The sequence below is a fragment of the Streptomyces sp. RKAG290 genome (assembly GCF_023701695.1).
Lineage (GTDB): Bacteria > Actinomycetota > Actinomycetes > Streptomycetales > Streptomycetaceae > Streptomyces.
This window is the reverse complement of record NZ_JAJOZC010000001.1, coordinates 5,226,465-5,244,723: the sequence shown is the minus strand read 5'-3', so window position 1 is coordinate 5,244,723 and position 18,259 is coordinate 5,226,465. Positions and strand designations below refer to the sequence as shown.

15 protein-coding genes and 1 pseudogene are annotated in these 18,259 nt (G+C 71.0%); 8 read left to right on the top strand and 8 right to left on the bottom strand.

Annotated features, from left to right (window positions below; translation table 11 throughout):
* The first annotated feature begins 34 nt into the window (after window positions 1–34).
* The 4 genes and pseudogenes from LNW71_RS23070 to fabF all read left to right on the top strand — a co-directional run bounded on the left by LNW71_RS23070 (window position 35) and on the right by fabF (window position 3,615).
* A pseudogene (locus LNW71_RS23070) lies at window positions 35–948 on the top strand (ACP S-malonyltransferase).
* Between the two features lie 13 nt (window positions 949–961).
* Window positions 962–1,963, top strand: coding sequence for a ketoacyl-ACP synthase III (locus LNW71_RS23065; protein WP_250969967.1), 1,002 nt, complete (start codon window positions 962–964; stop codon window positions 1,961–1,963).
* Window positions 1,964–2,026: 63 nt separating this feature from the next.
* A complete protein-coding gene (locus LNW71_RS23060; protein ID WP_250969966.1) occupies window positions 2,027–2,275 on the top strand; it encodes an acyl carrier protein in 249 nt (82 codons plus the stop codon).
* A 77-nt stretch (window positions 2,276–2,352) separates the two neighbouring features.
* Entirely contained in the window at window positions 2,353–3,615 is a 1,263-nt protein-coding gene (gene fabF / locus LNW71_RS23055) for a beta-ketoacyl-ACP synthase II (RefSeq protein ID WP_250969965.1), read from the top strand.
* Window positions 3,616–3,754: 139 nt separating this feature from the next.
* Here the strand turns inward: fabF and LNW71_RS23050 are convergent, their stop codons facing one another.
* Window positions 3,755–4,249, bottom strand: coding sequence for a DUF3145 domain-containing protein (locus LNW71_RS23050; RefSeq protein ID WP_250969964.1), 495 nt, complete (start codon window positions 4,247–4,249; stop codon window positions 3,755–3,757).
* Between the two features lie 352 nt (window positions 4,250–4,601).
* Here LNW71_RS23050 and LNW71_RS23045 point away from each other — a divergent pair, with 352 nt between their 5' ends.
* Together LNW71_RS23045 and LNW71_RS23040 are read left to right on the top strand one after the other, a co-directional pair.
* Entirely contained in the window at window positions 4,602–5,513 is a 912-nt protein-coding gene (locus LNW71_RS23045; protein ID WP_250969963.1) for an SGNH/GDSL hydrolase family protein, read from the top strand.
* Between the two features lie 27 nt (window positions 5,514–5,540).
* A complete protein-coding gene (locus LNW71_RS23040) occupies window positions 5,541–6,539 on the top strand; it encodes an aldose epimerase family protein (RefSeq protein WP_250969962.1) in 999 nt (332 codons plus the stop codon).
* A 70-nt stretch (window positions 6,540–6,609) separates the two neighbouring features.
* Here the strand turns inward: LNW71_RS23040 and LNW71_RS23035 are convergent, their stop codons facing one another.
* Window positions 6,610–9,084: a glycoside hydrolase family 3 C-terminal domain-containing protein gene (locus tag LNW71_RS23035; RefSeq protein WP_250969961.1), complete on the bottom strand. Its 2,475-nt coding sequence runs from the start codon at window positions 9,082–9,084 to the stop codon at window positions 6,610–6,612.
* A gap of 148 nt (window positions 9,085–9,232) precedes the next feature.
* Between LNW71_RS23035 and LNW71_RS23030 the strand changes: the two genes are divergently transcribed.
* Both LNW71_RS23030 and LNW71_RS23025 read left to right on the top strand, forming a co-directional pair.
* Window positions 9,233–9,841 carry a TetR/AcrR family transcriptional regulator gene (locus LNW71_RS23030; protein ID WP_250969960.1) on the top strand — a complete coding sequence of 203 codons (609 nt, stop codon included), beginning with the start codon at window positions 9,233–9,235 and terminating at the stop codon, window positions 9,839–9,841.
* Between the two features lie 119 nt (window positions 9,842–9,960).
* Window positions 9,961–11,898: an NAD(P)/FAD-dependent oxidoreductase gene (locus tag LNW71_RS23025; RefSeq protein ID WP_250969959.1), complete on the top strand. Its 1,938-nt coding sequence runs from the start codon at window positions 9,961–9,963 to the stop codon at window positions 11,896–11,898.
* Window positions 11,899–11,922: 24 nt separating this feature from the next.
* On the opposite strand, the gene LNW71_RS23020 is transcribed toward LNW71_RS23025, so the two are convergent.
* The 6 genes from LNW71_RS23020 to LNW71_RS22995 all read right to left on the bottom strand — a co-directional run bounded on the left by LNW71_RS23020 (window position 11,923) and on the right by LNW71_RS22995 (window position 18,252).
* The gene (locus tag LNW71_RS23020; RefSeq protein ID WP_250969958.1) at window positions 11,923–12,744 is read right to left on the bottom strand and encodes an EI24 domain-containing protein; all 822 of its coding nucleotides are present in this window, start codon (window positions 12,742–12,744) and stop codon (window positions 11,923–11,925) included.
* Between the two features lie 120 nt (window positions 12,745–12,864).
* A complete protein-coding gene (locus LNW71_RS23015; RefSeq protein ID WP_250969957.1) occupies window positions 12,865–14,382 on the bottom strand; it encodes an alpha-N-arabinofuranosidase in 1,518 nt (505 codons plus the stop codon).
* A 76-nt stretch (window positions 14,383–14,458) separates the two neighbouring features.
* Complete coding sequence (locus tag LNW71_RS23010) at window positions 14,459–15,340, bottom strand: carbohydrate ABC transporter permease (RefSeq protein ID WP_250969956.1); 882 nt, start codon at window positions 15,338–15,340, stop codon at window positions 14,459–14,461.
* The gene (locus LNW71_RS23005) at window positions 15,337–16,296 is read right to left on the bottom strand and encodes a carbohydrate ABC transporter permease (protein ID WP_250969955.1); all 960 of its coding nucleotides are present in this window, start codon (window positions 16,294–16,296) and stop codon (window positions 15,337–15,339) included. Before LNW71_RS23005 ends, LNW71_RS23010 begins: the two co-directional genes overlap by 4 nt.
* Entirely contained in the window at window positions 16,293–17,639 is a 1,347-nt protein-coding gene (locus LNW71_RS23000) for an extracellular solute-binding protein (RefSeq protein ID WP_250969954.1), read from the bottom strand. The genes LNW71_RS23005 and LNW71_RS23000 overlap by 4 nt, the downstream gene beginning before the upstream one ends.
* 184 nt (window positions 17,640–17,823) lie before the next feature.
* Window positions 17,824–18,252, bottom strand: a complete 429-nt coding sequence (locus tag LNW71_RS22995) for an organic hydroperoxide resistance protein (RefSeq protein ID WP_250969953.1) — start codon at window positions 18,250–18,252, stop codon at window positions 17,824–17,826.
* Window positions 18,253–18,259 lie beyond the last annotated feature (7 nt).

The following is an 18,259-nucleotide window of genomic DNA, read 5'->3' as shown; positions in this document are numbered from 1 at the left end:
GCGTTCCGGACCGTTCACAAGAGAGAGTGTGAGGGTGCTCGTACTCGTCGCTCCCGGCCAAGGCGCTCAGACGCCCGGCTTCCTGACTCCCTGGCTCGACCTCCCCGGTGCCACCGACCGCATCGCGGCCTGGTCCGACGCCATCGGGCTCGACCTTGCCCACTACGGCACCAAGGCCGACGCGGAGGAGATCCGCGACACCTCGGTGGCCCAGCCCCTCCTGGTCGCCGCAGGTCTGCTGTCCGCTGCCGCGCTCGACGCCTCTCCGGGTGTCGTCGCAGGTCACAGCGTTGGCGAAATCACCGCAGCCGCTCTCGCCGGAGTCATCCGCGAGGAGGCCGCCCTCCGTTTCGTGCGTACCCGCGGGCTCGGCATGGCCGAGGCCGCAGCGGTCACCGAGACCGGCATGGCGGCGCTGCTCGGCGGCGACCCCGAGGTCACCGTCGCGCACCTGGAGAAGCTGGGTCTGACCCCGGCGAACGTCAACGGGGCGGGCCAGATCGTCGCCGCCGGCACCGCCGCGCAGATCACCGCGCTCACCGAGGACATGCCCGAGGGTGTGCGCCGCGTGGTGCCCTCAAGGTCGCCGGCGCCTTCCACACGCACCACATGGCTCCCGCGGTCGAGCAGCTCCGCCAGGCCGCGACCGCCCTGGACGTCTCCGACCCGGCCGTGACATATGTCTCGAACGCCGACGGGAAGGCCGTCGCCACGGGCGCGGAGATCATCTCCCGGCTGGTCGGCCAGGTCGCGAACCCGGTCCGCTGGGACCTGTGCATGGAGACCTTCAAGGAACTGGGCGTCACGGCACTGATCGAGGCCTGCCCCGGCGGCACGCTCACCGGTCTCGCCAAGCGTGCGCTGCCCGGTGTGAAGACCCTCGCGCTCAAGACCCCCGACGACCTCGACGCGGCCCGCGCGCTCATCGCTGAGCACGCAGGCGCCTAAGGAGCCCGAGAGCATGTCGAAGATCAAGCCCAGCCAGGGCGCCCCGTACGCACGGATCATGGGTGTCGGCGGCTACCGCCCCACCCGTGTCGTGCCCAACGAGGTGATCCTCGAGACGATCGACTCCTCCGACGAGTGGATCCGCTCCCGGTCCGGCATCGCCACCCGCCACTGGGCCTCCGACGAGGAGACCGTGGCCGCGATGTCGGTCGAGGCGTCCGGAAAGGCCATCGCCGACGCCGGGATCACCCCGGAGCAGATCGGCGCGGTCGTCGTCTCCACCGTCTCGCACTTCAAGCAGACCCCGGCCATCGCCACCGAGATCGCCCACCGGGTCGGCGCGGGCAAGCCCGCCGCCTTCGACATCTCGGCCGGCTGCGCGGGCTTCGGCTACGGCCTGACCCTCGCCAAGGGCATGATCGTCGAGGGCTCCGCCGAGTACGTGCTCGTCATCGGCGTGGAGCGGCTGAGCGACCTCACCGACCTGAGCGACCGCGCGACGGCGTTCCTGTTCGGCGACGGCGCCGGTGCCGTCATCGTGGGCCCGTCCAAGGTGCCCGCCATAGGCCCGACGGTCTGGGGCTCCGAGGGCGACAAGTCCGACACGATCAAGCAGACCGTGGCGTGGGACACCTTCCACGCCGACCGGCCGGAGAAGTTCCCCGCCATCACGCAGGAGGGCCAGGCGGTCTTCCGCTGGGCCGTCTTCGAGATGGCGAAGGTCGCCCAGCAGGCGCTGGACGCGGCCGGGATCGCCCCGGAAGACCTGGACGTCTTCATTCCGCACCAGGCCAACATGCGGATCATCGACTCGATGGTGAAGACCCTGAAGCTGCCGGCGCACGTCACGGTCGCCCGTGATGTGGAGACCACCGGCAACACCTCCGCCGCCTCGATCCCGCTCGCAATGGAGCGGCTCCTGGCGACCGGTCAGGCGAAAAGCGGCGACACCGCGCTCGTCATCGGCTTCGGGGCGGGTCTCGTCTACGCCGCGACGGTCGTTACCCTCCCCTAGGCACACCGGGTCTTTTCGCCCGGACGCCCGAACCCAGCAGATATACACCGAAGGAGCGCCAAGATGGCCGCCACGCAGGAAGAGATCATCGAGGGTCTCGCCGAGATCGTCAACGAGATCGCCGGTATCCCGGTCGAGGACGTCCAGCTGGACAAGTCCTTCACGGACGACCTGGACGTCGACTCGCTGTCCATGGTCGAGGTCGTCGTCGCCGCCGAGGAGCGCTTCGACGTCAAGATCCCCGACGAGGACGTCAAGAACCTCAAGACGGTCGGCGACGCCGCCTCCTACATCCTCAAGCACCAGGCCTGATCCAGCCGGTTCGTGTGTCGCCACCCGGCGGTGGCGCCGCTGATTCACGACCCTCTACACGTGGAGAAGATTTTCCAGTGAACTCGACCAATCGCACCGTGGTCGTCACCGGTATCGGCGCAACCACTCCGCTGGGTGGCGATTCCGCATCGACCTGGGAAGGTCTGATGGCCGGCCGTTCCGGCGTCAAGCCTCTTGAGGGCGAACGTTTCGCCGAACTGCCTGTCCGGATCGCGGCCCTCGCGGCCGTCGACCCCGGCGACGTCCTGCCCCGCCCGCTCGCCCGCAAGCTGGACCGCTCGGCGCAGTTCGCGCTGATCGCGGCCCGGGAGGCGTGGGCGGACGCGGGCTTCACCGGCAAGGCCGGTGAGGACGAGAAGATCCAGCCCGAGCGGCTGGGGTCGGTCATCGCCTCCGGCATCGGCGGCGTCATCACCCTGCTCGACCAGTACGACGTGCTGAAGGAGAAGGGCGTACGCCGCGTCTCCCCGCACACCGTGCCCATGCTCATGCCCAACGGCCCGGCCGCCAACGTGGGTATCGAGGTGAACGCCCAGGCAGGCGTCCACACCCCGGTCTCCGCCTGCGCGTCGGGTGCCGAGGCGATCGGGTACGCCGTCGAGATGATCCGCACCGGCCGCGCCGACGTGGTCCTCGCCGGTGGCACCGAGGCGGCCATCCATCCGCTGCCCATCGCCGCGTTCGCCAACATGATGGCGATGTCCAAGAGCAACGACGAGCCCCAGAAGGCCTCGCGCCCCTACGACACCGCCCGTGACGGCTTCGTCCTCGGCGAGGGCGCCGGCGTCGTCGTCCTGGAGTCCGCGGAGCACGCCGCCGCGCGCGGCGCCCGGGTCTACTGCGAGGTGCTGGGCCAGGGGCTGTCCGCCGACGCCCACCACATCGCCCAGCCCGAGCCGACGGGTCGCGGTATCGCCGCCGCGATGCAGAACCTGCTGGACCAGACGGACCTCAAGCCGTCCGAGGTCGTGCACCTCAACGCGCACGCGACGTCCACGCCGCAGGGCGACGTCGCGGAGCTGAAGGCTCTGCGCAAGATCCTCGGCGACGACCTCGACCATGTCGCGATCTCCGCGACGAAGTCGATGACGGGGCACCTGCTCGGTGGCGCGGGTGGCATCGAGACCGTGGCGACGGTCCTGGCGCTGCACCACCGGATGGCTCCGCCGACCATCAACATCGACAACCTCGACGACGCGGTCGAGGCGGACATCGTGCGCGCCGAGCCGCGCCCGTTGCCCGAGGGTCCGATCGCCGCGATCAACAACTCGTTCGGGTTCGGCGGCCACAACGTGGTGCTGGCGTTCCGCAGCGTGTGAGCCTTTTCCCGCCGTACGCGTGAAGCCCGCTTCCCCCTGGGGGAGGCGGGCTTCAGGCTTTCTCGGGGCACCGCCCCGGACCCCCGCTCCTCAATCGCCGGAGGGGCTTGATTTCGCCGGCGTTTGAGCCCCGGAGGAGTCACACCACCTGGTGGAGCCAGCGCACCGGCGCGCCCTCGCCCGCGTGGCGGAAGGATTCGAGTTCGTCGTCCCACGGCTTGCCCAGGAGCTTGGCGATCTCCGCCGCCAGGTCCGTCTCCCCGCGCACCGACCTTGCCAGCGCGGCCCGCAGCCGGTCCTCGGGGACCAGGATGTCGCCGTGCATGCCGGTGACGGCGTGGAAGATGCCCAGCTCGGGCGTGGAGCTGTAGCGTTCGCCCTCCGCGGTCGGTGACGGCTCCGCCGTCACCTCGAAGCGCAGCAGGTCCCAGCCGCGCAGCGCGGAGGCGAGCTTCGACGCCGTGCCGGGTCTGGCCTGCCAGGAGAACTCGGACCGCCAGGTGCCGGGCGCGGCCGGCTGTCTGATCCAGTCGAGTTGGACCCGCACACCGAGGACACCCCCCACTGCCCATTCGACATGTGGGCAGAGCGCGCGCGGTGCGGAGTGAACGTACAGGACTCCACGTGTCGTCACCGGGACCTCCAGTGTGGGACGAGGTTCGCCTTCCCCAGCGGCCTCGCGCCCGTACCGCCTTTTCCCGGCCGGCTCCCGAGGTTGTCATCAGTAAACAGCATCGGGGGTTAATCTCCGGAAAAGGGACAGTATGTGACGTGATGTGAAGTTCGGAAGCCACCCGAGTGGAGCCGGGCGAGCGAAAGAGCCACTGGTTCGACGGGGAAAAGCTATCGTGCGGCGGCGTCCGAGGTGTGACGTACCGTCGGTCCTGGGCCCATGATTCGCTCAGCATTCACCCGGCAGGGCGCGCGGGCCCGCCGACCGGTGCCACGAGGGTTTGCCGGGGGCATGGACAGGAGGGGACCAGGGAATGCCGGATCGCTCCGTACGGCACCGCTCGCGCACCGCACTGGCCGTGCTGGCCGCGGGATCGCTGCTCGGCACGGCCGCACTGACCGGTTGTGACTCCGGGCCCGACCGGACGACGAAGGGCGCGGCGGCCGGGCAGCGCCCCTCCCCGGCCGCACCGCTCTGGGACCGCAGCCCGGGGTCGGTCGCGGCGGTCGGGGACTCCATCACCCGCGGCTTCGATGCCTGCTCGGTGCTGGCCGACTGCCCCGAGGTCTCCTGGTCGACCGGCACGGACAGAACGGTGCGCAGCCTCGCGGTGCGGCTGCTCGGCGCCTCGGGTGCGGCAGCGCGCAGTTGGAACCACGCCCGGACGGGGGCGCGGATCGCCCAGTTGCCGGAGCAGATGGCCCTGGCGGCGAAGGAGGACCCGGATCTGGTGACGGTGATGATCGGCGCCAACGACGCCTGCCGCGACTCGGTGCGGCTCATGACACCGGTGGCCGACTTCCGCGCCTCGTTCGAGGCGTCGATGCGTCAGCTGCGCGGCGCGGCACCGAAGGCGCAGGTGTACGTGTCGAGCGTGCCCGATCTGATGCGGCTGTGGTCGACGGGGCGCGGCAACCAACTGGGCAAGGAGATCTGGAAGCTGGGGATCTGCAAGTCGATGCTGGGCAACGCGGACGACATGGGCGCGTCGGCGGTGGCCCGGCGCGCCGCGGTGCGGGAGCGCGTCGTGGCGTACAACGAGGTGCTGCGCGAGGTGTGCGCCAAGGACGTGCGCTGCCGTTACGACGGCGGGGCGGTCTTCGACTACCGGTTCACCGGCAGGCAGCTCAGCCAGTGGGACTGGTTCCATCCGGGGCGCAACGGGCAGGCGCGGCTGGCCGCGATCGCGTACCGCAACGTCACGGCGGCCCGGCCCCCCGCGTGAGGACCCGCCGGTCTAGAGTCCGTGATCATGGATACGGGTTCGGACACGGCGACGCGCAGGGAAGACTTCGGCACCCTCGGGGACGGCACCGCCGTTCACCGCTGGACGCTGGAACGGGACGGTACGCGGGTGCGCGTGCTGACGTACGGCGCCATCGTGCAGTCGGTCGAGGTGCCGGACCGGCAGGGCGCGCGGAGCGGTGTGGCGCTCGGGCTGCCGGATCTGGCCTCCTACCGGATGTACACCGGGCCCTACTTCGGCGCGCTGGTCGGGCGGTACGCGAATCGCATCGGCGGAGCGGCCTTCGAGCTCGACGGCCGGACCCATCGCGTCACGCGCAACGAGGGGCGCAACCACGTGCACGGCGGGGCCCGCGGCTTCGACAAGCGGGTGTGGGACGCCCGGCAGACCGCGGACGGGGTGGAGCTGTCCCTGGTCTCGGCCGACGGGGAGGAGGGGTTCCCGGGGCGGCTGGAACTCTCGGTGTCCTACGCGCTCGACGAGGGCGGGGCGCTGCGGATCGCGTACCGGGCGACGACGGACGCGCCGACCGTGCTGAACCTGACGAACCACACGTACTGGAATCTGGCGGGCGCCGACAGCGGCAGCGCGCTGGGGCAGCGGCTGCGGATCGCGGCCGGGCGGATCACCCCCGCCGACGCGGAATCGCTGCCGACGGGTGAGTTCCTGCCGGTGGACGGGACCCGGTTCGACTTCCGGGAGCCGCAGCCGGTCGCCAAGGGCTACGACCACAACTTCGTGCTGGACGAGGGTGTGGCGGGTCCTGCGGCCGAGCTGTACGACGAGGCGTCGGGCCGCGTGCTGACCGTCACGACCACGGAGCCGGGTCTGCAGCTCTACACGGCGGACCACTTCGACGGGCGGCCGTTCGGGCCGTGCGCCGGCATCGCGCTGGAGACCCAGCACTTCCCGGACTCCCCGAACCGGCCGGAGTTCCCGAGCACGGTGCTGCGGCCGGGCCAGGAGTACGTGTCGACGACGGTGTACGGCTTCTCGGTGCGCTGAGGCCGCACAGGAGAAGAGCCCCGCAGCGGGGTCAGGGACCGCTCCGGGGCTCTTCCGTACGTGGGGGCGGCTACTGCTCCTTGATCTCCACGGTCGCGGTCAGCCGTACGTCGCCGAGGGAGTGGGCCGCCTGTACCTCGTAGGTACCGGGGACCACGGCCCAGCCGTACGCCGCCTCGTCCCACACCTCGTACCCACGACGCTCCAGCGGAACCGTCACCTCGACGCTCTGCCCGGGGCCCGCCTCGACGCGGCCGAATCCGGCCAGTACGCGGACCGGGCGTTCGACGGTGTCGGCCTGCGGGGCGAGGTAGAGCTGCACGGTCTCGGCCCCCGGCCGGGCGCCGGTGTTGGTCACGCGGACGGTGGCGGTGTCCTCGGTGGCGGTCAGGGTCTCGTACGTCCAGGTGGTGTAGCCGAGCCCGTGGCCGAAGGGGTACGCCGGTGCGGTGCCGGTCCGCTCCCAGGCGCGGTAGCCGATGAAGACGCCCTCGTCGTAGTGGAGTTCGCCGTCGGTGGGTGTGGTGGCGGCGACGGGCGCGTCGGCGAGCACGACGGGCCAGGTGGTGGGCAGCCTTCCGCCCGGTTCGGCGGCGCCGAGCAGGACGTCGGCCAGCGCCGCGCCGCCCTCCTGTCCCGGGAACCAGCTGAGCAGCACGGCGGCGACCTCGTCCCGCCACGGGAGCTCCACCGGGGAACCGGAGTTGACGACCACGACGGTGTTCGGGTTGACGGCGGCGACGGCCCGGACCAGCTCGTCCTGGTGGCCGGGGAGCCGCAGTCCGGTGCGGTCGAAGCCCTCGGACTCGACGCGTTCGGTGGTGCCGACGACGACGATCGCGGTGTCCGCTGCGCGGGCCGCCTCGACGGCCTCGGCGATCAGTTCGCCCGGGTCGCGGCGCGGGCCGAGGTGGCAGAGGGTGAACGCGACGAGGGGGATCGGCGAGTCGGCGCCGCCGGTCCCGGGGACCAGCCGGAGCGAGACCTCGACGGGTTCGCCCGCCGTGAGACGGACCCGGCCGCGCTCCTGGGGGGCACCGAAGAACAGCTCTCCCGGGTCGGTCGAGCCGCTGGCCCCGTGCACGTCGTCGTAGAGCGTCGCGCCCGCGAGGGTGAGCGTCAGCGCTCCGGTCCCGCGGGTGCCGAACAGGTGCTCGCCGCTGTCGCGCGGCACGAAGGTGCCGGTGATCTCGATGCTGTGCAGCGCCTCGTGGGTGACGCCCGCGGGCAGATCGGCGCCGATCCACTGCACGGCGCCGGTGTGCAGCGGCGTCGATCCGATGACCGTGCCGGCGGCGTCGTAGCAGACCGCCTTGAGGGTGAACCCCTGGTCCGCGGCGACGAGTTCGTCGTTGGGGTCGGCACCGAGCCGGTAGTCGAGCACGTCCTCGGGGAGCGCTTCGAGCAGGCCGTCGAGCGGGGAGACGATGTGGTGCGGGAAGACCTGCGCGGAGCCGCCGCCGAGGACCCGGGCGTCGCGGGCGAGGGCGCCGCTGAGCGCGACCCGCCGGACGGCTGACGGGTCGATGGGCAGCGCCGCGCGTTCGTTGCGCAGCAGCACGAAGGAGCGGCGGGCGATCTCGCGGGCCAGCGCGTCACCGTCGACGTCGGCCGGGCGGTCGGCCTCGGCGACGGCGGGCGGGGCGCCGTCCAGGACGCCGACGCGGGCGGCGAGCCGCAGCACGTTGCGTACCGCCGTGTCGAGGACGGACTCCTCGACCTCACCGGCCCGCACCGCGGCGGCGAGTGCCGCCCCGTACACGGTCCTCGGGCCGGGCATCGCGACGTCGAGGCCGCCGGTGACGGCCGCGACGGTGGAGCGGGCGGCCAGCCAGTCGGAGACGACGAAGCCGTCGAAGCCCCATTCGCCGCGCAGCACCTCGTTCTGGAGGTAGCGGTGCTCGGTCATGGTGGAGCCGTTGACCCGGTTGTAGGCGGCCATGATGCCCCAGGGGTGGGCGTTGGCGACGATCCGCTCGAAGGGGGCGAGGTAGAGCTCGCGCAGGGCGCGCGGGGAGACGATGTTGTCGACGGTGAAGCGTTCGGTCTCGGCGTCGTTGGCGACGAAGTGCTTGACGGTCGTGCCGACCCCGCCGTCCTGGACACCGCGCACGTAGCCGGTGCCGATCTCGCCGGTGAGGTACGGGTCCTCGCTGTACGCCTCGAAGTGCCGTCCGCCCAGCGGGGAGCGGTGCAGGTTCACGGTCGGCGCGAGCAGCACGTGCACGCCCTTGCGGCGGGCCTCCTGTGCCAGCAGGTGTCCGGCGCGGCGGGCGAGGTCCGGGTCCCAGGTCGCGGCGAGGGCGGTGGGCGAGGGCAGTGCGACGGACGGGTCGTCGGCGCTCCAGCTGACGCCGCGCACCCCGACGGGTCCGTCCGACATGACCAGCGAGCCCAGTCCGACGGCGGGGAGCGCGGGCAGCGACCACATGTCCTGTCCGGCCAGCAGCCGGGCCTTGTCGTCGAGTCCGAGTGCGGCCAGTGCCGCTTCGGCGGCGGCTTCGCGGGCCGCCTCGGGGTGAATGGATGTGGACGCGTCCGCCACGGCCGTACCTCTCGTCGAGATTCTCTGCGTGAGGTCTCCATAGTGACCCGTAACCTGTAAAGCGGTAGGGTTCGTTATGGATACGTAATCTTCGGCGTCATGGCGTACGGTCCTGACGAGGGACCGACAGACCGAAGGGGGCCGGGAAATGGCGCGGGCCAGGAGCGCGGAGCGGCGGGCGGAGATTCTCCGCGCCACGCTCGAAGTGATCGCCGAACGCGGCTATCGCGGCGCCACACTGGGCGCGGTCGCCGAGCGGGTGGGACTCAGTCAGCAGGGCCTGCTGCACTACTTCCCCACCAAGGAGGCGCTGCTCGTCTCCGTCCTGGAGGAGCGCGACCAGTGGGACACCGGCGGCGGGCCCCGCAGCGACGGCGGCTGGCGGACCGAACTGCTCGGCTCACTCGTCGAGTACAACGCCATGCGCCCCGGCGTCGTCCAGACCTTCTCCGCACTGCTCGGCGAGAGCGTGACGGAGGAGCACCCGGCGCGGGAGTTCTTCACCCACCGCTACACCCAGGTCCGGGCGAGCATGGCGGCGATGCTGCGCGCCGAGTTCGGCGAGCGGCTGCCGGGCGGGCTCACCCCGGAGCGTGCGGCGCCGCTGCTCGTGGCGGTACTGGACGGGCTGCAGTACCAGTGGCTGCTGGACCCGGATTCGGTGGACATGCCGGCCGCGTTCCAGGACTTCCTGCGGCTGCTGCGGCCCGCGGCCCCCGATGAGCCCGACGGACCCGGCAGCCCCACCCACGAGTGAGATGACCTGCGGCAACGCCGATACGACAAGATCGTTAAGCGGCACCTGCGAGTGATTCCGAGGGGTCTACGCGCGTCCGGGCGAATGCGCCCCGCTCCACGCCCCCCAGGGTTGGCCGCATGACTTCCCAGCCAGCCGAAACGGCCTCCGGCCTGCCCTCCAGGCGCACCATGATCACCGGTGCCGCCGCCGGCGTCGCCGCCCTCGCCACGACCACCGTGACCTCGGCGAACGCCGCCTTACCCGACTCCCCCGCAGCGCCCGCCACCCCCGCAGCCGCCCCCGGCTCCGACTGGAACGCCTGCCTGTCAGTCGCCCGCGCCATCCTCGTACGCGACGCACAGGACGAGCCGCTGGTGCCGCACTACCGCGAGATCCTGCTCTCCAAGGGCCTGCCGCGCAGCGCCAAGGGCCCCAAGAAGGTGCTGATCATCGGCGCGGGTCCGGCCGGGCTCACCGCCGCGCATCTGCTCCGCGAGGCCGGGCACACCGTCACCGTGATCGAGGCCAACGGCAACCGGGTCGGCGGCCGGATCAAGACCTTCCGCACCGGCGGCCATGAACAGGCGAAGTCGCCGTTCGCCGATCCGAAGCAGTACGCCGAGGCCGGGGCGATGCGGATCCCCGACAGCCACCCGCTCGTCACCGGGCTCATGGACAGCTTCGACCTGAAGCGCCGCCGCTTCCACCTCGTCGACGTCGACGGCGCGGGACACCCCGCCAACCACACCTGGATCCACGTCAACGGCATCCGGGTCCGCAAGGCGGACTACGCGAAGAAGCCGCAGGCGGTCAACCGCTCCTTCGGGGTTCCGGCGGCGTTCGAGGACAAGACCGCCTCGACCATCGTGCGCGAGGCCTTCGCCCCCGTGCGCAAGGAGTTCGAGGGCAAGGAGGGCCCGGAGCTCGTCAAGGGCTGGGCCCGGGTCATCGAGCGGTACGGACACTGGTCGATGTTCCGCTTCCTGACCGAGGCGGCCGGGCTCGACGAGCGCACCATCGATCTCATCGGCACGGTCGAGAACCTCACCTCGCGGCTCCCCCTGGCCTTTGTGCACAGCTTCATCGGGGCGTCGCTGATCAGCCCGGACACCGCGTTCTACGAGCTGCCCGACGGTACGGCGACGCTGGCCGACGCGATGTACGCGCGGGTCAAGGACCTGGTGCGGCTGGACCGCCGGGCTGCCAGGATCAGCCACGGGGAGGCCGGCGTCCGGGTCGAGACGGTGTCGGAGGGCCGGGACGGCAGGGTCGTGCGGGAGACGTTCACCGGCGACCGCGCGATCGTCACCGTGCCGTTCTCCGGGCTGCGCCACATCCCGGTCACGCCCGCGCTCTCGTACGGCAAGCGGCGTGCGATCACCGAGGTCCACTACGACGTGGCCACCAAGGTGCTGCTCGAATTCAGCCGCCGCTGGTGGGAGTTCGAGGAGAAGGACTGGAAGGAGGAGCTGGAGAAGGTCCGGCCCGGACTGTACGACGAGTACCGGCTCGGCAAGGCGCCGGCCGACGGTTCGCTGCTGGGCGCGCACCCCTCCGTACCGTCCGGGCACATCCCGCCCAACCAGCGCGTGCACTACGCGGCGTACCGCGCGACCGCCCGCAACCAGCCCGAGGCCGCCCACGTCATCGGAGGCGGGTCCGTCACCGACAACGCCAACCGCTTCATGTACCAGCCCTCCCACCCGGTCGAGGGGAGCAGGGGCGGTGTCCTCCTCGCCTCCTACAGCTGGGCCGACGACGCCCTGAAGTGGGACTCCCTGGACGACGACGAGCGCTACCCGCACGCCCTGGGCGGGGTGCAGGACGTGTACGGCCAGCGCGTCGAGGTCTTCTACACCGGGGCCGGTGCCACCCAGTCCTGGATGCGCGACCCGTACGCCTACGGCGAGGCATCCGTGCTGCTGCCCGGCCAGCACACCGAACTGCTCGCCGATGTGCGCTCCGTCGAAGGGCCGTTGCACTTCGCCGGCTGCCACACCTCGGTCAAGCCCGCCTGGATCGAAGGGGCGTTGGAGTCGGCAGTCCGCACGGCGCTGGAAGTGCACACGAGCTGACCCGTGCCGGCGGGCTCGCCGGGCTCAGTCGTTGACGCGGTACGGCGACGGGGACGGCGCCGTACCCTCGCCCTGCCCGTCGTCGGCGTCGTCGTCGTCGGCGGCGGCGGCCGGCCCGACCAGGTCGCGGGCCAGCAGGGTCGCGCCGGCGACGGCGCCCGGCATCAGGAACACGGCGACGAAGGGGACCAGGAAGGCCAGGCCCAGCGGTACGCCGAAGCCGAGGATCAGCAGGCGGCGGCTGCGCAGCAGGACGAGCCGCTCCTTGAGCACCATGCCGCGGCGCTGGAGCGCGACCGCGGTGAGCTCCTCGGCGAGGAAGTAGCCGGTGACACAGAAGCCGAGCACCGGGACGACGGTCTGGCCGGCCACCGGGATGAAGCCGAGCGCGAAGAGCAGTACGGCGTACAGGGCGACCCGCACCAGGATGCGCACGCTGTCGCGGGCGGAGATCCAGAGCTCCCGCCACAGCGGCAGCCCCGACTCGGGGACCTCGCCGCCCTCGGCGCGGTCCACCTCCTCGGAGAGCGACTCGTAGAAGGGCTGCCCGACCAGCAGCGTGACGGCGGTGAACGTGATCACCGCCAGGAAGAGGCCGAGGGCGAAGATCAGCACGGTCAGGGTGGTGCGGAGCAGGCCGAGCCAGGGCGAGGACCAGCCGTCGGCGAAGGGTGTCGCCCAGGACGCCAGGTCGTCGGCCCCGTACCCGAGACCGACGAGGGCGCCCGCGTACACCACCAGGGTGATGAGGCCGGGGATCAGGCCGAAGCCGAACCACCGTCCGTGCCGGGCGACCCAGCGCTGCCCGTTGACCAAGTATCCGAGCCCAGCTCCCGCATCACGCATGGCGTCAGCGTACTGGCGCGGGTCCGCGGCGTTGACCGGGGAGTGGGCCGGGCCCGTCCGGCGGGGCGGTTTGTCCCCGGTCGCCGGACGGGCCCGCTCCCGTTCCACGGGCGGCCGCGGTCAGCGGAGCCGGATCACGTTCCAGGACATCGGCTCCAGCGTCGCCCGCAGCACCCCCGTGTCGAGCGTGCTGCCCTCGGCCGGGTGCGGGGCCACCCGCTCGGGCTCGGCGAGGGTGTTGCGGGCGTCCGGGTCCGCGTCGGCGAGGACCTGGTGCTCGGCGATCTCCGTCAGCTCGAAGCCGTGCAGGGCGACTTCGAGCGGGAGGGCCGCGGACCGGCTCCGGTTGACCGCGAAGACGGTGACCGCGCCGGTCTCCGGGTCGCGCACCGCCGTGGCGTGCAGGAGGTCAGTCTCGCCGTGCCTGGCCGTCGTGTAGGTGGGTGAGTCCACGCGTACGTCCAGCACCTGGCCCCTGCCGTACCGGGCGGCCTGGGCGAACGGGAAGAAGGTGGTCTGCCGCCAGGCCGGTCCGCCGGGCTCGGTCATGATCGGCGCGATCACGTTGACCAGCTGGGCCAGGCAGGCCACGGTCACCCGGTCGGCGTGCCGCAGCAGGGCGATGAGCAGGGTGCCGAGGACGACGGCGTCGGTGACGGAGTAGCTGTCCTCCAGCAGCCGCGGCGCCTCGGGCCAGTCGAGCGGGTTCTCCTCGGCGTCCTTCTGGCTGCGCGCCATGTACCAGACGTTCCACTCGTCGAACGAGAGGTTGATCCTCTTCGTGGACTTCAGCCGGGCACCGACGTGGTCGCAGGTGGCGACGACGCTCTCGATGAAGGACTCCATGTCCACGGCCGACGCCAGGAACGAGTCGCGGTCACCGTCGAGTTCCTCGTAGTAGGCGTGCAGTGAGACGTAGTCGACGAGGTCGTAGGTCTCGGCGAGGACCGTGGCCTCCCACGCGGCGAAGGTGGGCATCGAGCGGCCCGAGGAGCCGCAGGCGACGAGTTCGACGGTCGGGTCGATCTGCCGCATCGCCCGGGCCGTCTCGGCCGCGAGGCGGCCGTACTCCTCGGCGGTCTTGTGGCCGGTCTGCCAGGGGCCGTCCATCTCGTTGCCCAGGCACCAGAGCCTGATGCCGAAGGGGTCCTTGTCGCCGTGCGCGATCCGGCGGTCGGAGAGTTCGGTGCCGGAAGGGTGGTTGGCGTACTCCTGGAGTTCGATGGCCTCCTGGACGCCGCGGGTGCCGAGGTTGACGGCCATCATGGGCTCGGCCTGCGGGCCGATCTTCTTGCAGAAGGCGATGTACTCGGAGAGCCCGAAGCGGTTCGTCTCGGTGGAGCGCCAGGCGAGATCGAGGCGGCGCGGCCGCTCGTCGGCGGGGCCGACGCTGTCCTCCCAGCGGTAGCCGGAGACGAAGTTGCCGCCGGGGTAGCGGATGGCGGTGACGCCGAGTTCGCGGATCAGTTCCAGCACGTCGGTACGGAGACCGGCCTCGTCCGCCGAGGGGTGGCCGGGCTCGTGGATGCCGTCGTAGACGCAGCGGCCGAGGTGTTCCACGAACGAGCCGAAGAGGCGGGGGTCGACGTCACCGACGGTGAACGCCGGGTCGAGGGTGAAGCGCGCGGTGCGGGTCATGACTTCCTCGCTGTGTATCGGTGTTCCGGTCAGGGACCGGCGGGGCTCGGGCAGGTCTGTGGGGCGGCCGGGACGCTCACTGCCCGGCCAGGCCGGTGTGGGCGACGCCGCTGATGATCTGCCGCTGGAAGAAGACGAAGACGATGATCAGCGGCAGCCCGGCCATCAGGCCGCCGGCCATGAGCTGGGCCCACTGGATGCCGTAGGAGTTCATGACGGTCGCGATGCCGTTCGGCATGGTCATCAGGTCGGGGTTGTTGGTCACCATGTACGGCCACAGGAAGTTGTTCCAGGACGCGATGAAGGTGAAGATGCCCACCGCGGAGAGCGAGGGCCGCGACAGCGGCACGATGATGGTGAAGAACACCCGCCAGCGGCCCGCGCCGTCGATGAACGCGGCCTCCTCCAGCTCCCTGGGAATGCCCTGGAAGAACTTGTAGAGGATGTAGACCATCGCGGCCGGCGCGCACTGCGGCAGGATCATGCCCCAGTAGGTGTCGACCATGCCCATCGACTGGACGGTGCTGAACAGCGGTACGCCCAGCACCGCGGGCGAGACCATCAGCCCGGCCATGACCAGGCCCAGCAGGGCGTTCTTGCCGCGGAACTCGGTGCGCGCGAAGCCGTACCCGGCGAGTGCGCCGACCAGCAGCACGACTGCCGTGACGCAGACCGAGACGACGAGCGAGTTGACGAACCAGTTGGTGATGTTGCCGTTCTCGAATACGGCCTTCCACGCCTGGGCGGTCCACACCCTCGGGAGCCAGTGCGGCGGCACCTCCACGGTCTCGGTCTCCGACTTGAGGGAGGTGAACAGCGCCCAGGCCAGCGGGGCCGTCCACACCGCGCTGACGGCGACGCCGGTCACGGTGAGGACCGCCTGGCTCACGGTCCAGGGCTTCCGGGTCCGGCCTGCCTTCATCCGGTCGGGCCCGGCCGGTACTTGTGCGGCGGTCATCGCACGCCCTCCTCACGCTTGCGCAGCAGCCACATGCGCCCGAGGGCGACGGCGGCGATGATCACGAAGAAGATGATGGAGATCGCGGAGGCGTAACCCACGCGGTAGCTGGTGAAGCCCTCTTCGAGGGTGTACTGGACGAAGGTGCGGGTCGACTCCTCGGGCCCCGGGCCGAAGTCGGTGATCACGACGGCCTGGTCGAAGACCTGGAGCGAGGCGAGGATCTGGAGGGCGATGATCAGCCCGGTGATGTTGCGGAGCATCGGCAGGGTGAGATGGATCATGCGGTGCCAGGCGTTGGCGCCGTCCAGCTCGGCGGCCTCGTACAGGTGGTCCGGGATGCCCTGGAGCGCCGCGAGGTAGAGCAGGAAGCTGAATCCGACGGTCCACCACAGGGTGGTGATGACGACGGCGAGCATGGCCGTGGACTTGTCGGTGAGCCAGGGAGTGTCGATGCCCAGGACGTGATTGACCATGCCGGTACCGGGGTTGAACAGCCACTGCCACAGGTTGCCCGCGACCGTGGACGGCAGCAGGAACGGGGCGAAGAAGCACAGCCGCCACAGCCACTTGGCCCGCTCGATGTGGTGGGCGAGCATCGCCATCAGGAAGGCCATGACGGTGATGCAGGGCACGACCAGGAGGGTGAAGTACGCGCTGTGGCCCAGCGAGTCCCACACCAGCGGGTCGTGGAACGCCTCCCGGTAGTTGTCCCAGCCGACGAAGCTCGCGCCGACGCCGGAGACGTTGGCGTCGGTGAAGCTCAGGTACACGCCGCGCAGGACCGGCCAGATGACGAACAGGGTGAACAGGACGAGGAAGGGCGCGACGAACCAGCCGCCGTGCTGGAGCCTGCGGCCCGCGCGGGCCCGGACGCCGTCCGTGTCCGCGACGCCCGTGACACGTATCGGCAGCGGAGCGCGGGTGGGTGCGGCCGCGGTACCGGTCGCCGTCATGCGGCACCTCCCTGCGCGGCGGTGCGGCCGTCCATCGGGTTCTTCATGGCCAGCAGCTGTTCCAGCACGTTCTTCATGCGGTGGGCGGCCGCGGCCGGCTTCGCGGAGCCGAGGCTGGAGGCGGCGACGACGGGCCCGATGCGGGCGGCGAGCGTGCCGGTGGAGCCCGCGAACCAGGCCTTCGGCTCGGTCGCCTGGTGGGTCATGGCCGAGACGTACTCGTTCTGCGGGGTGAGCTTGCGGTACGCGGCGGACCCGAGGGTCGGCGTGTAGGCGGGTATGTGGCCGCCCGCCGCCCAGGCGAGGGCGTTCTTGACGACGTACGCGGCAAGCCGGTGCGCGGCCTCGTTCGTGGCGCCGCCCCGGTCCGCCTGGTGCGGCAGGACGAAGGAGTGCGACTCGGCGTGGGTGGCCTGCCTGCCGAAGACGGGGGGCAGCGGGGTCGCGCCGTACTCGATCTTCGCGCCGGAGTAGACGGGCACGGACCAGTTGCCCTCCCAGACGAAGGGCGAGCCGTTCATGAACTGTTCGCCGTCGGCCGCGCCGGCGGTGGCGTAGCCGTCGGTGACGTGCTTGCGCAGGAACTCCAGGACCTCGGTGGCCCGGTCCTCGTCGAAGACGACGTCCGTCATCGGTGTGTTGAAGTAGCTGCCGCCGAGCTGGGCGTAGAAGGCGACGAAGAACCACCAGGCGAAGTTCTGGTCGTTGGCGTGGATGCCGACGGTCTGCAGGCCCTTCCTGGTGGCCTTCCTGGCGGCCTTCAGCGCGTCGAACCACTCCTCGGTGGAGGTGATCGGGACGATGCGGCCGTCGTCACCGAGCAGGCCGGCCTTCTTGAGGACGTCCTTGCGGTAGAAGGACAGTTGGGCGTGGATGTCCAGGGGCAGCGCGTAGAGCCTGCCGTCGACGACGGCGCGTTTCCACAGCGCCGGGTCGAAGTCCTCTTGCCGGATGCCGTACTTGGCGAGCAGCTCCATGTCCCAGGGGTCGAGGAGCCGCCCCGGCGCGAAGCCCGGGACCCGCCCCAGGTGCATGACGCTGAGGTCGGGCGCGCGGCTGCCGGAGGCCGCCATGGCGAGCTTGGTGTAGTACGGACTGCCCCACTGGAGGGTCGAGTCCTTCACCTCGATGCCGGGGTTGGCCTTCCGGAAGGCGTCCAGCATCGCGATCATGTTGTAGCCGTCGCCGCCGCTGAAGAGGTTCCAGTAGCGGACCCGGGTGGCGGCGCTCGACGCGAGGGCGTCCGCACCGCTGCCCAGCGCCGCGAAGCCGAAGCTGCCGGCGACGGCCGCCCCGCCGAGCCCGGTGATCAGTTGCCTGCGATTCAGGCCAGGTCGTCCCATGCCCCGCCCTCACTGTTCGAGATTTCGAATACTGCCCGTAACTTCGAACGGACCGTAAAATCGAAGCGCTTGCGCGTCAATGGGTCGCGCAGGAATCCGGACAATGTCCGGGATGCCGAACAAAGCCGAGGGCCGCACCCCGGTGGGGTGCGGCCCTCGGCCTATGTGCGAGCGGGCTGTGCGGTCAGGCGACCGACAGCTCGACCTTGATGTTGCCGCGCGTCGCGTTCGAGTACGGGCACACCTGGTGGGCCTTCTCGATGAGCGACTGCGCGGTCGCCTTGTCGACGTTCGGGATGGTCGCGGTGATCGCGACCTCCAGGCCGAAGCCACCGGCCTCGGTCTTGCCGATGCCGACCGAGGCGGTCACCGTGGAACCGGAGATGTCGGCCTTCTCCTGGCGGGCCACGACACCCAGCGCGCCCTGGAAGCAGGCGCTGTAGCCGGCCGCGAAGAGCTGCTCCGGGTTGGTGCCCGCGCCGCTGCCGCCCATCTCCTTCGGCGGGTTGACGACCACGTCGAGCTTGCCGTCGTCCGAGGAGACCCGGCCGTCACGGCCGTTCTCGGCGGTGGCGACAGCGGTGTACGCAACTGCGATGTCCTGAATGGTCATGTCTTGT